Consider the following 12,819-nt stretch of genomic DNA (forward strand, 5'->3'; position numbering starts at 1 on the left):
TCATTTACTCAGACAGGCTCAGGTAGAACCGGGCGCCGGCGTCACCGGCAAAGACCACCCAGCCGCCCTGGGGCAGCACGGCGGAGGTATCCCCGTAGGCCACGGAGCTGGCCGTCACGACGCCGCTGGCGTCATAGACGGTGAAACCGCCGCCCGTCTCCGGCAGGGTGACGGTGAGGGTCTTTCCAGCCAGATCTCCCACGTTGAACCACCGGGCGTAGCCGTCGTCCAGGATGGTGCAGTAGGCGCCCGCTCCGGCGTAGAGGTTCCCCAGGCCGGAGGCCGGGGCGCACAGGTAATCCCCCGCCTTCAGGTACCCCTTGCCGTCCACGGTGACCATCTGGTAATCGGCGCCGTTGCGGCTGCCGGTGCCGGGAAGCTGGACATACTGCCGGGCCAGAGTCTCGTCCACGATGCGCTCGAAGCCGGCTACGTAGCCGGAGGTCTCCGGCATGGAGGTGACGGCAGCAAAGGGTCCGGACAGGTAGACCTGGGAAGTGTACTTCTCATTGACGATGAGGTAGAGCTCAGAGCCCCGGGCGCCCCAGGCGTCCAGAGCCGTCTGGCTGGCCTCGGTGTTGGGCTCCAGCTTCTCCAGGGCGTAGTTGGCGGTACCCAGTACGGTGAGCCCAGGCACAGCGGTGTAGCCCTCCTGATAGAGATAGGTACGGCCGTTGTCCTCGGTGACAAACTTCATGAGGAAGCTGCCCGTCTCATCCAGGAAGGTGCCGTCGGCCTGATAGGTAAAGGTTTGCACCGTCCCGCCCAGGGCGGCGGCGTTGGTCAGGGTCATGGTCTTGTCGTCGGGGAAGGCCACGGTGGCCACCAGCCCCAGGGAGGCATAGGTACCGGCGTTGGCCTTCAGCGCCTCCGGCATGACGGCGGGGGTGGACTCGGGCAGGGCGTAGGTCTCATACACCGTCACCCCGTCCTCCGCCAGGGCGTCGATGAGGATACGCTCTCCCGCCAGCTGATTGTAGGTGCTCACGCCGCCGGAGGAGAGGACGGCCACCGCCTTGTTCTCCTCCGGGAGGACGATGAGGGAGGCGTGGTAGCGCAGGGTGTCGCCCCCCTTCACCAGGGCGGTGATGCCGCTCTGGTTGAAGGGGAACTGGTGGACATTGTCCCAGCCCAGGCCGTAGGCCAGGGTGTCGTTCTCGCTGTTCTCCGGCCACAGGCCCTTCACCGCCCAGTCGGTATTCATGAGGTCCAGCCACTCCTGGCTCAGCAGGTCGTTTCCGCACAAAAGCCCGCCGAAGGAGGCAAGGTCGGCGGCGGTGGCGTAGAGGCCGCCGGTGCCCACGATGCCCACGGTGTCCTGGGGCAGGGCCCGGGTGTCCTCGGCGGAGGCGTAGGTCTTGGCCAGGAGGCCGGTGTCAAAGTCGTCCCCGGGGGCGTAGGTGTTGGTGAGGCCCGCCAGGTCCAGAATGGCGGCGTGGAGGTAGTCCATAAAGTCCATGCCGCTCACCGCCTCCACCACCAGCTGGGCCAGGGTATAGCCGTCGTTGGAGTAAACGCAGTAGGCGCCGGGGTCGGCCTTGAGCCGCTGGGTGGACAGCCGCTCCAGCAGGTCGTCGGCGGCGCTCTCGTCGGTGTCACCGAAGAGGAAGGCATCCCGGGTGGTGTCCCCCATAAGGCCGGAGGAGTGGTCCAGCAGCATGCGGACGGTGATGTCCTTGTACCGCTCGTCGGCCATGGTGAAACCGGGCAGGTACTTGGTCACCGGGTCCTCCAGCTTGAGCTTGCCATCCTGGGCCAGCTTGAGGACGGCGGCGGCGGTGTAGGTCTTGGACACCGAGCCGATGCCATAGAGGATGTCCTCGGTGAGGGCCCGGTTCTCCGTTTTGGAGTAGACGCCCCAGCCCCCCTGGGCAGTGATCTCGCCGTCCTCCCACAGGGCGTAGCGCACCGAGTCGGCTCCGCCGTACTGGCCCGCCAGCTCGATGGCGTGAAGAGCCTTGTCCTCAAAGGTCGCCCCCGCCGCTCCGGTCTCCTGGGCGGCCAGGGCGGGCAGCGTCAGGGCGGGCACCAGGATGAGACCCGCCAGGGTGCCGCTGAGCATCCGTTTCCATTCCATGTCGATTCCTCCTTTTGTCCGTTTATCCCTCCGGCTTGGGTTCGCCGTTGGTCAGTTCCTCATAGTAGGCCCGGCACTCCTCCGCCGTCCGGGGCGGGTGGGCGTTCATGGCGGCGGCCTGGTCCAGGAGCCAGGTCCGCATGGCGGCAATCCCCTCCTCGCTCACCGGGAAGGTCTCCTCCCCCTCCTGCCGGGCGTACTTTCGGCAAAAGGGGCCCTGCCAGATGACCACGTGCATGGTGCCCTCCTGGGGCTTTTCGATCTCGTAGCACAGCAGGCCCCGGCTCCCCGACCAGCCGTTGTCGTTTTCGTAGTGGGAGAGCACCGGGAGATAAAATTCCTGTTCCATCTGATCCTCCTTATTGGCCGGGCAGGGTGAAGAAGTCGGGCAGCCGTTCCTCCTCACTGTCAAAGAGCAGGTTGTACTGGAGGGACTCGTACTGAAGGAGCCCGTTCTGGGCCTCCTCCGAAAGTGTCTCACGGCTCTTCTGCCAGGTGCCGTCGGTATCCATATAGCCCAAAGAGTTGAGGGCGGGCACCGTCTCGTGGAGCTGGAGCAGGAACTGCTGATACTCCGTCAGGGGCAGGCCGGCCGTCTCCATGAGCAGCGAAGACAGGTAGTTGAGGGAGGTGGTCACGCCATCCGCCTCCGGGATATCGTAGTTGGACCACAGGAGGAAGGGCACCTCCTGGCGCTGCTGGGCGGTGGCAATGTCCACCTTCTCAAAGTCGCCCCCCAGCACCTCGGTGTAGAAGTTAGTGACCACCTGGGGCTGGTGATCCCCGAACATGAGGATCATGGTGGGCTCCTCCACCTGGGAGAAGTAGTTGATGAGGTACTCCAGGGCGCTGTCCGACTGCCGCAGCAGGGAGAGGTACTGGTCCACGGTGGAGTAGCGCCCCTCCATGTCCCCGGTGAGCCACACCGTTTTGTCCAGACCTGTCCAGGGCACGCTGTAAGCGCTGTGGTTCTGCATGGTGACATTGAAGATGAAGAGGGGCTCGCCGTCCTCTTTTTCCTCGTAGCGCCGCACCAGATTCTCATAGTTGGACTGATCGGTGATGTAATTGCGCATGTAGCTGACATCGGTAAAATCGTTTTGGAAGTAGATTTCGTCAAAGCCGAAGCTCTGGTACACCGCCCGGCGGTTCCACCCGGAGGAGAGGTAGGGGTGCATGAAGACGGTGCGGTAGCCCAGGCTCCCCAGCTGGGCGCCCAGGTTGGGTTCCTCCTCCCCCACGTACATGTGGAAGGGCACCGTGCCCTCGGGGAGGAAAGCCATGGTGTTGCCCGTCAAAAACTCGTACTCCGAGTTGGCCGTGGTGCCGCCGAACACGGAGGAGTAGGCCGTGCCCCGGATGGTGTTCTCGGTGAGGCTGTGGAAGAAGGGCAAGGGGTCCTCGTTGGTCTCCAAATCAAAGACCTCCGCCAGGTCGGAGAAGGACTCGTTCATGATGACGATGAGGTTCACCGGCGTCTCTGCCCCGGCGGCATTGGGATCGCTCTCCCCCTTCTCCTCCGTCTCCAGCCGGATGGAGGCTAGGGTCTCCTGCGAGTAATCCTCCGGCTCCTCCACCGTGCTGTACCGCAGGCACACCGAGAAGTTGAGGACAAAACCGTTGCCCCGGGTGGTCCACAGGGAGGGCTCGATCTCCATCTGCCGGAGGAAGTCGGTCTGGAAGAAGACCGTCAGGTAGACGGCGGAGAGAACGGCCACAGGGAGGACGGCCTGCCAGTGGGGACGCTGCCGCCCCGGGCGCTTGGGCACCTTCCAAAGCAGCAGCAGGAAGAGGGCCAGCACCAGCAGGCACCAGAGCTGGACGATATCGGGGGTGTAATCGTAGTTCCCCGCCACGTTGGCGGCGGTCTGGAGGGTGAGGAGGTCGCCCGGGAAGATGGTGCGGCCCCGGAAGTGGATGACGTACCGGTTGGCCAGGCCCACGAAGGTAAAGAGCCCGGTGGTGAGCCCAGCCGTCAGCCGCACCCGTCCGGTGACCAGGTAGAGCACGCCGGCAAGCATGTAATACCACACCAGGTTCAGGCCGATCTGGAGGGGGGTGAGCTCCTCCCAGACCAGGTAGTTGTAGTTCATCTGCTCCACCAGCACGAAGGCGAGCAGCGGGCCGATGACGAAGGCGGCCCAGCGGCACCGGGCGGCGGCTTTGTCTCCCAATGTCACGCCCAGCGGGAGGAGGGCACCGAACGCCAGCGCCCAGCACAGGCATTGCCACAGGGGGAGCCCGTACACCATCAGGACGGCAAACATGGCGGCGGCCAGGCCTGCGGCGGGGAGGAGCCGGTCCCGGCGGTAATACAGAGGGCGTTGAAGAATGGCTGCGCTCTTTTTCTTCCTATTCTTGTTTTTCTTCTTTTTTGCGGGGGTCTTTACGCTCATGGTCGTTTTGTTCCTTTTCGCGAGAGAATTTAGCGTTACCGTTCATTTTACAACGGCTCCCCTCCAAAAGCAAGACCACCGGTATAACGCTTTTCTTACATAAAAAGGCGGTCCTCTTTTGAGGACCGCCTCAGGTTGTCGAAAAAGGGCATATACGTCAGATTTTGTGCAAGAGCCTCGCAGAGTTCCGTCGTCCGCAGACGACGGAATCAAGTACAGTCTGTTTTTTCCGGGGACATGTGCCTCGGAAAAAACACTGCTCAGGCCGCAAACGTGCGAGCGAAGCGAGTGCGATGCAGCGGCCTGCATCTTTTCGAAAAAATGCCTGCATTTTTGAGAGAGCCTGTCGACTTTGTCGACAGGCTCAAGGCGGTCCTCTTTTGAGGACCGCCTCTGTACGGCTGAAGATATGAAATTACTCGCCCACGACCTGGGCCTTGATGAGGTTGGTGCTGCCGCTGCGGCCAATGGGCACGCCGGCGGTGATGACCACGGTATCGCCGCACTTGACGGCGCCCTCCTTCCGGGCCACGTCCACGGTCATGGAGAAGAGGCGGTCGGTGGAGTCCACCTCACCGGTGAGGTAGGGGTGCACGCCCCAGGAGATGGCCAGCTGCCGGCGGGTCTGCTCGCTCTGGCACACGGCGACGATGGTGCAGCCGGGCCGGAACCGGGAGATGACCTTGGCGGTGTGGCCGGACTTGGTGGCCGCCAGGATGGCGGTGGCGCCCAGGTCCATGGCGGTCAGACAGCAGGAGTGGGTGATGGCGTCGTTGATGCTGGAGACGCCGGGGGTGAGGGCGTTCTCACGGAAGCGGCCCCAGTAGTCGATGGCGCCCTCGGCGGCCACGGCGGTATCTACCATGGTCTTCAGAGCCTCCACGGGGTACTTGCCGGAGGCGGTCTCACCGGAGAGCATCACGCAGGAGGTGCCGTCGAAGACGGCGTTGGCCACGTCGGAGACCTCGGCACGGGTGGGCCGGGGGTTGCGGATCATGGAGTCAAGCATCTGGGTGGCGGTGATGACCGGCTTGCCCTGACGGATGGTGGCCTTGATCATCTTCTTCTGGAGGATGGGCACCTCGTGGGCGGGGATCTCCACGCCCAGGTCGCCGCGGGCCACCATGATGCCGTCGGAGGCGGTGATGATCTCCTCCAGGTTGTCCACACCTTCCCGGTTCTCGATCTTGGCAATGATGCGGATGTCCTCTCCGCCGTACTCCTTCAGGCAGGCGCGGATGTCCTCCACGTCGCCGGCCTTCCGGACGAAGGAGGCGGCGATGAAGTCAAAGTCGTTCTCCACGGCGAACTTCAGATCCTCTTTGTCCTTCTCCGTGAGGGAGGGCAGCTGGATGTGGACATCGGGGATGTTGATGGACTTGTTGTTGGAGAGCGTGCCGCCGTTCTCCACCTCACAGAGGATTCTATGGCCCTCCAGCTTCTCCACCTTCAGCTCCACCAGACCGTCGTCCACCAGGATACGGCAGCCAGGCTCCACCTCCTTGTGGAGGTTCTTGTAGGTCACAGAGACCTGGGTTTCATCGCCGGCCACCTCATCGGTATCCAGAACGAAGTGACTGCCCTTTTCCAACGTCACAGGACCATTGGCAAAAGTCTTGATGCGGATCTCGGGGCCCTTGGTGTCCAGCATAGTTGCCACCGGATAGCCCAGGGTGTCCCGCACATGCTTGAGCATGTTCAGCCGGGCCAGCTGCTCCTCATGACTGCCGTGGGAGAAGTTGAACCGTGCACAGTTCATGCCGCCCAGAATGAGCGCCTTCATCATCTCCTCATTGTCGACAGCGGGGCCAAGGGTGCAGATCACTTTCGTCTTTCTCATAGGAATACCTCCTGATAGGTATCGAAGTTTGTTACGTATGAAAGTCTACTTACTTATCATACTACATCCCTCTGCATTTTGGAAGTAAAATTTTTTAGAAATCTATGAGAAACGCACTCTTCACTTTCGTGAAATTTGCCCTGAGCACCACCCGGGTGAGCACCATCCATCCCGGTAATAAATAGCCAATATCCTGATATTGGAATTTTGATTTTGTGACCCAGGCAGGTCATCTCCCCACAATCTCAAAATCTTTTCCAGTGTTCCCATGTTATGGCAGTGCCCGTCTTATGTTTTTTCCGTCGGAGACGATATTATTTACAGAACAATGACCGAAAGGGTCGGGAAAGGAGGCATGACATGACCGACTTCTCTCAAGCATGGAGCACCCACTACCAGGCGCCGGGCAGTCAGCCGGAGGGAGCCCACACAGACGACGCGGCTCCCCGTACCGCTCATGAGATCACCTTCCCGCCGGAGCATCCCATCTGCGCCCTCCGGGATCTGTGGCTCTCCACCCCCGGTTCCGGGGTTCCGCTGCGCCTGGACCTGCTCTGTGGTCAGAGCGGAGATTCCATCATACGCTCTCCCGGGAGGATGCGCCCTTCGTCATCTCCCTGACCCGGTTCGCCACCAAGCGGATCCAGCGGCTCTTCACCGGCAGCGCTCCTAACACCGGCGCTGATCTGAACGAGGGGATCTTCCTCTACCTCTCCAGCGACGGTATGGCCGCGTGGCTGCTCTTCCTTCCCCCGGTGGGAAATGGCGCCGCCCTCACCACGGAGCAGCTGGGGCAGGCGCTGGCCCGCCGTGGGGTCATCTACGGCGTGGACAAGCACCTTCTGGAACAGCTCCCCACTCAGCCCCAGCGGTATTTCCGCCTTTTCCGCATCGCCGGCGGCGCGCTGCCGGTACCCGGCGAGGACGGCAGCATCGTGGGCCATTATCCCCGCACGGTGCAGGCCGACCTTCCGGTGGATGAACTGGCGCAGGCCGATTACGAAACGCTGCGCCTGGTCCAGGACATCCGCCAGGGAGATGTGATCTGTGAGATTCTGCCGCCCACCCAGGGCCGTCCGGGCAACACCGTGACCGGCCGCCTGCTCCCCGCCAAACCCGGAAATCCCGCCCAGGCGCCGCAGGGCCGGAACACTGTGCTCTCCGAGGATGGTCGCTTTTTACTGACCGCCCGGGACGGGCATGTGGAATATACCGGCCGCAGTTTCCAGGTCAAGCCCGTTCTGGATATCGCCGGAGATGTCTCCGGGGACACCGGTATCGTCAACTTCCTGGGGGATATCCACATCCACGGAGACGTCTTTCGGGGCGCCACCATCCGGGCCATGGGCAGCATCCAGATCGACGGCGCGGTGGAGGACTGCTCCATCGAGGCGGGTCAGGACCTGGTGGTCTCCAGCGGCGTGCAGGGCCAGGACCACGGTGTCATCCAGGCCCATCGGAGCGTTTATGCCAAGTATCTGGAACACTGTCGGGTCTATGCCCAGGAGAGCGTGCAGTCCGACTGCGTCATCGACTGTGAGGTATACAGCAACGGTACTGTCCGGGTGCGCACCGGCCGGGGCGTCATCATTGGGGGCACCATCCGCGCCGCCCAGGAGGTGGACGCCGCCACCGTGGGCTCCAAGGCCGAGCGCCTCACCAACATCATTTTGGGCGGCATGCCCTGTGAAGATCTGGAGCGCAGGCAGATCCAGGCTGAGGTGGAGGCCGCCGAGGCGGCCCTCCAGGCCCTGGAGTCCACCCCGGAGTGTCCGGACCGGAACCAGGCGCTCTCCAAGCAGCGGATGGGGCTCTACGTGGCCCAGATGAAGCTGAAGCGGCTGGAAAACAGCGCTGAGCACCTCCCTCCCTCTCCCGACCAGGACCATCGGCGCCTGAACTGCGGCGCGGTCTACCCCGGCACCGTGGTGACCGTGGACCACGCCTCCTACCGCGTCAGCCGAGTCATGCAGGAGTGCGCCATCGGCCTGAAAAACGGTCTGGTCGGTCCCATACGATTTTCCGAAAAGGAGGCTTCCTCTCTTGATCCCCCTCACGCAAAATGAGATCCTGGACATTCTGGACCGCGTCATGCAGGACATCACCAACCGCATGGCAAGGATCTATCCGTGCAAGCAGGACAGTGCGCCATCGGGCGATGTCTGTACGGTCTGTACCACCTTTGAGGGCGGCTATGAAGCCGATCTTACCCTCTATATGGACACCGCGCTGCTCACCAAGCTGGCACAGTCCGCCATGCAGGAGGAGACGTTCTCCCTTCAGGACATCGAGGATTTTATGAAAGAGTATTTCAATGTGATCTGCGGGCATATTGTGGCAAGGCTCTTTCAGGCAGCCCATATCTCCTCTCGTTTCCGCATTCCCCGTTTCTACTCCGGGCTGCACCCGCCGGACGGCGAGGGTTCTCCCTGCTGCGTGCTCAGCTATGTGAGCGGCAGCAACGAACGCGCTCAACTGATCCACCAGCTTCCCGCTCATGAAACCAAATAAAGGAGTTATCATATTATGGCGAAAAAAATCATGATCGTGGACGATTCCCGCATCGCCCAGCTGCAGCTTGAAAAGATCCTGTCCGATACCGACTACGAGGTCGCGGCCTGCTGCCAGAGCGGCGAGGAGGCTCTGGAGACCTATGAGACCGTCCAGCCCGATCTGGTCACCATGGATATCCTCATGCCCGGCATGGACGGCCTGGAGACCGCCCGGCTGCTGCTCCAGCGCCACCCCGATGCCCGGATCATCATGATCTCCTCCCTGGCCTACGACGACACCATCGACGAGGCCAAGCGCATCGGCACCCTGGGCTTTGTCTACAAGCCCTTCGACGGAGACCAGGTCCTGCTCTCCATCGACAACGCCTTTTCCGCCTGAACAAGATCCGTTGACAAACGGACGCCCCGGGGACGGCTCATGTTGAGCCGTCCCCGGGGCGTCCGTTCTTTTCCAATTTGTTTTTCCGGTCCGCTCCGGACCGTCAGCCGGTCTCCACGCCGTTGGCCGCCGTTTCACTCAGGACGGCCCGGCGGCGCCTCCGGCGAGGAGCATGCAGAGGATGGAGAGCATCTGCGCTGAGGTCGTTCGTTTCACTTTTCTGAAAAAAATCTGTGCATTCCATAAACGAAAGGGGCTCGGACTTTTTCGACGGGCTTAAGCTACCATACCTTTCCCGACTATATGGGAACCGCGGTCCCTTTATCCACCACAATCAAGAATGATTTTACCACAGCTCCGGCACAAATGCGCGGGACAGTAGGAATCCTTAATGCGTGTGTGTCGAGGGCCATCTAATATGATGGTCCCTTCTGCTTCAATCTGGCTTTTTGTGTCAAAAACCGAAGGCAATTTCGCCGGTTGTTTGACAAAAAAGAGTCCATATCCTTCCCGTGTCCCAACACATCCTTCCTCCATATCTTCATCACAATATGGGCAATTCATCTATCTCCACCTCATCTTTATGATTTTATTAGGTTATTCCCAGATCTGTTCAAAATCATAATACTCTAAGATATCTACCCATTGAGCATTTCGATTGCTATATGTATAAGCTGTTTTTAAGACGGAATCTGTATTAGAGTAATTATTTACCTCTGTTTTTTGGTTCGAAAGATCTCTAATTAAATAATCTGATTTTTTGAATCCCAGCCCAACAGGGCAGTAGTTGACTTTAATATCCAAAGTACCTTTCTGATCAATTACTCCAATTTTCTTCGAACCATTAACATATTTATACACTGTACGTGTTTCTGGTGCAACTTGATATACATATCTCATAAAGGTGTCCTTCTCAACTGTATAGGCTGCTTCAGCTCCAAGGACATTACTAACAAGCGTATATGGCAGGCTTACCTTCCATGATGCAAAGCACATTCCTACATTAACCGCTCCGATAATCCATGCATTCCAATCAGGATCATTATCACTATCTTTAAGTGTTTTTTTACCTCTTTACGATATTCCGCCTCAGAGGTCGTAGTATAGTAAAACGTAGTTCCATTATAGGTGCCAAATACTTTTTCTGCTGCATCAGATTTTGGGACAAGGACAGAATATGAATTGAGCTCAACTTCACTATCACGGTATGCTTCGAGTTCCACCAAGCACGCTTCTTCAATGTACGAAAACTCAGTCCCTGCTAACCCTAAAGTAACCGTCAAATCTCCCTGCGCATAAAAAGGCCGCCATCTCAGTGCCTGTGCATTGAGATGGCGGCCTGCAGTTCTATTATGATTTAGGACTTCTGCATTCCTGGGGTGCGTTCACCGGGAGGAAAGATTCGGCCCAGGCTTCATCCGTCTGGCTCATGTCAGGCGCGTTGTGCAGGAGCCAAACCAGATAGCGGTAGGGATCCAGGTCGTTCTCCTTTGCGGTCTCAATCAGGCTGTAGATCACAGCGCTGGACTGGGCGCCGGCCGGGGTGTTGGAAAAGAGCCAGTTTTTCCGGTCCGCTCCGGGCCGTCAGCCGGTCTCCACGCCGTTGGCCTCCGTTTCACTCAGGACGGCCCGGCGGCGCCTCCGGCGAGGAGCATGCAGAGGATGGAGAGCAGCAGCAGCGCCGCCAGCAGGAGGTTTCGTCTCAAGGTCGTCCTTCCTTTCCGGAAAAGATGGCTCGGTCAGCCGTCAGCCCGCCGCAGACATAGAGGCAGCGAAGCGGTTCAAGCCGTTTTGGGCGTCGTTGAGGATTCCGTAACGCCCCATGAGGGTGACAGACACATCGGATTTCATTCCCCCATAGACCGCATCCTGGAATGTGAGCGCACCGGCACGGAGGGCGGCGCTGAAATAATCAAGATTGCTGAATACCATGGTATTGACGGCCAGATCCGGAAGCTCATGTTTGTCCAGGTAGTGGTGGGAGGGGGCGGGGAGCTGGCCAATCTGCCGCAGATAGCCCTTGACCTGGTCCAGCATGTCGGCGGCCTCCGCACCGGGGAGATCGGACGCGTCTACCAGGGTCTGCCCCACTTCTACTGCTTTCCAGTAGAGAGCGTAGGCCTGGTCCAGATAGGTCTGCATCTCCTGGAGCTGAGCCTGGGTGGCGGGGGTGTCGATGCTGATGAGTTCGCTTTTATAGTGTGGGACCCCCACCAGCTCGGGCACCCAGGTCACCACCTTGCCCATCCGCTCGCCCACGGACCGGAGGGGGAGATAGAGGGTGTCGTCCACAAAGAAGGGATAGAGGGCAGTTCCGCCGCTGGCAAAGGTCCAGGGCGACCCGTCCACCGTCACGGTAAATTGACTGAGCAGCTGGACATCGGCCCCCGATTCAAAATAGCGGTCCAACACGGCGAAATCCGCATCGTTCAATGGCACTGTGCTGTTGCTGAGTTTCGTCCGAACAAGTACCTCCTTGCCTGTGGCAAAAGCGGCTTTCCCGGCGGCCCGGTCCACTGAAAGCGTACAGCCCAACCAGTCGGCGGCGGTGTTGGCGGGCATATAGACGGTCCCGTTGCAAGAAAACAGATATGTTTTCTTGCCCTCCGCATTGGCGAACTCAGCGTCTTGGCCGTCCACATAAACATTTTGCACATAGGCCGTAACATGGGCGGCAGGCGCGGCGGCAGAGGCTGCCGCCATCGAGCCCAGCAGGGCCGCGCAGAGCAGCCCGGCCAACATACGGCGAAAAACAGGTTTCATATCTTCCCCATCCTTTCCGGTCAAATCAAACCGGAGAGAGGGCCCTGGAAGGGCCCCTCTCCAGATTATTAGGTCTGATTACTCCGCGGAGACGTACACGGTGCCAACGTCCACACCGCCCCTGTCTGTGGAGGACCAAACTGTGATATAATCCCCACTATTCAGGATAAGATCGTCTCCACCCTGACTGCTCCCGCTGCCATTCGTTCTCAGATATACAAGCGTATAGGTGCCCAGCCTAATAGAGGCAGAGCCATACGTATTATCATAATGACGATTGTTATCCACGCGCACATTCAGACGTGTGGCCGAGTTACGGATTGTGACATCATCAAATGTGACTGCTAAAACATCATAATTTTTATTCAGCTTTCCTTCTCCAACAATGATTGCCGGGGAAGCTGCGATCGTTATAGTATCTTCTACGGAAATGATATCTCCAATAGTGGGCGTGCTGCGGGTCACAGGAAGCCCGGCGGACTGCTTGGCGGAGTTTTGGATCAGAGCCAGCTATTCCGCCTTGGTGGCGCTGGCTGGAATCTCCACATTCAGCATATGTTCCTGTACTGAAGTCCCGTCGTCCTCCACCACCAGGACAGAGCGCGTGGTCCCGGCATGGTCGGAGATCCGGTTCATAGGATCTGCCGCAGCTCCGGCGGGAGCCATCATGGAACAGACAACGCCAAGGGCCAGAAGAATCGCAGAAATTTGTTTGAACTTTTTCATTTTCTCGGCCATCCTTTCTATTTTACCATCTGATGTGTCTGTCTGAGTTCTTCTGCGCAAAATTGAAGTCCGGACAGGGTGTCACCCAGGTCCGCCGCCTTTACAGTCCAATGGACTCACCCCTC

13 protein-coding genes and 1 pseudogene are annotated in these 12,819 nt (G+C 59.6%); 4 read left to right on the top strand and 10 right to left on the bottom strand.

Annotation, left to right across the window (positions count from 1 at the left end; translation table 11 throughout):
* Nucleotides 1–4 precede the first annotated feature (4 nt).
* The 4 genes from E0E29_RS00200 to pyk all read right to left on the bottom strand — a co-directional run bounded on the left by E0E29_RS00200 (nt 5) and on the right by pyk (nt 6,313).
* Entirely contained in the window at nt 5–2,077 is a 2,073-nt protein-coding gene (locus E0E29_RS00200) for a serine hydrolase domain-containing protein (RefSeq protein WP_130848102.1), read from the bottom strand.
* Between the two features lie 22 nt (nt 2,078–2,099).
* Nucleotides 2,100–2,426 carry a hypothetical protein gene (locus E0E29_RS00205; protein ID WP_130848103.1) on the bottom strand — a complete coding sequence of 109 codons (327 nt, stop codon included), beginning with the start codon at nt 2,424–2,426 and terminating at the stop codon, nt 2,100–2,102.
* Between the two features lie 10 nt (nt 2,427–2,436).
* On the bottom strand, nt 2,437–4,473 hold the full coding sequence (locus E0E29_RS00210; RefSeq protein WP_130848104.1) for an LTA synthase family protein: 2,037 nt from the start codon (nt 4,471–4,473) through the stop codon (nt 2,437–2,439).
* A 415-nt stretch (nt 4,474–4,888) separates the two neighbouring features.
* Nucleotides 4,889–6,313 (bottom strand): pyruvate kinase, encoded by a 1,425-nt coding sequence (gene pyk, locus E0E29_RS00215; RefSeq protein WP_242622315.1) that lies wholly within the window; start codon nt 6,311–6,313, stop codon nt 4,889–4,891.
* A gap of 360 nt (nt 6,314–6,673) precedes the next feature.
* On the opposite strand from pyk, the gene E0E29_RS00220 reads away from it, so the two are divergent.
* Genes E0E29_RS00220 through E0E29_RS00235 form a run of 4 tightly spaced genes read left to right on the top strand, consistent with a single transcriptional unit; the run spans nt 6,674 to nt 9,205 of the window.
* On the top strand, nt 6,674–6,934 hold the full coding sequence (locus E0E29_RS00220; protein ID WP_130848106.1) for a hypothetical protein: 261 nt from the start codon (nt 6,674–6,676) through the stop codon (nt 6,932–6,934).
* Nucleotides 6,820–8,379 carry a DUF342 domain-containing protein gene (locus tag E0E29_RS00225; RefSeq protein WP_130848107.1) on the top strand — a complete coding sequence of 520 codons (1,560 nt, stop codon included), beginning with the start codon at nt 6,820–6,822 and terminating at the stop codon, nt 8,377–8,379. The genes E0E29_RS00220 and E0E29_RS00225 overlap by 115 nt, the downstream gene beginning before the upstream one ends.
* Nucleotides 8,357–8,824, top strand: a complete 468-nt coding sequence (locus E0E29_RS00230; protein ID WP_130848108.1) for a chemotaxis protein CheX — start codon at nt 8,357–8,359, stop codon at nt 8,822–8,824. The genes E0E29_RS00225 and E0E29_RS00230 overlap by 23 nt, the downstream gene beginning before the upstream one ends.
* A gap of 15 nt (nt 8,825–8,839) precedes the next feature.
* Entirely contained in the window at nt 8,840–9,205 is a 366-nt protein-coding gene (locus tag E0E29_RS00235; RefSeq protein ID WP_130848109.1) for a response regulator, read from the top strand.
* 321 nt (nt 9,206–9,526) lie between these two features.
* On the opposite strand, the gene E0E29_RS19160 is transcribed toward E0E29_RS00235, so the two are convergent.
* From E0E29_RS19160 to E0E29_RS00260, 6 genes and pseudogenes are all read right to left on the bottom strand, one after another.
* Nucleotides 9,527–9,769: a PF20097 family protein gene (locus tag E0E29_RS19160; protein ID WP_423202424.1), complete on the bottom strand. Its 243-nt coding sequence runs from the start codon at nt 9,767–9,769 to the stop codon at nt 9,527–9,529.
* Nucleotides 9,770–9,802: 33 nt separating this feature from the next.
* Nucleotides 9,803–10,105, bottom strand: coding sequence for a hypothetical protein (locus E0E29_RS00240; protein WP_130848110.1), 303 nt, complete (start codon nt 10,103–10,105; stop codon nt 9,803–9,805).
* Between the two features lie 98 nt (nt 10,106–10,203).
* A complete protein-coding gene (locus tag E0E29_RS00245) occupies nt 10,204–10,428 on the bottom strand; it encodes a hypothetical protein (RefSeq protein WP_130848111.1) in 225 nt (74 codons plus the stop codon).
* A gap of 234 nt (nt 10,429–10,662) precedes the next feature.
* Nucleotides 10,663–10,774, bottom strand: a pseudogene (locus E0E29_RS19165) (transposase domain-containing protein); the annotation flags it as partial.
* 177 nt (nt 10,775–10,951) lie between these two features.
* Nucleotides 10,952–11,968, bottom strand: coding sequence for a hypothetical protein (locus E0E29_RS00255; RefSeq protein WP_130848112.1), 1,017 nt, complete (start codon nt 11,966–11,968; stop codon nt 10,952–10,954).
* 510 nt (nt 11,969–12,478) lie between these two features.
* Nucleotides 12,479–12,694, bottom strand: a complete 216-nt coding sequence (locus E0E29_RS00260; protein ID WP_130848113.1) for a hypothetical protein — start codon at nt 12,692–12,694, stop codon at nt 12,479–12,481.
* Nucleotides 12,695–12,819: the final 125 nt, after the last annotated feature.

Source organism: Intestinimonas timonensis, assembly GCF_900626145.1.
Taxonomy (GTDB): domain Bacteria; phylum Bacillota; class Clostridia; order Oscillospirales; family Oscillospiraceae; genus Intestinimonas; species Intestinimonas aquisgranensis.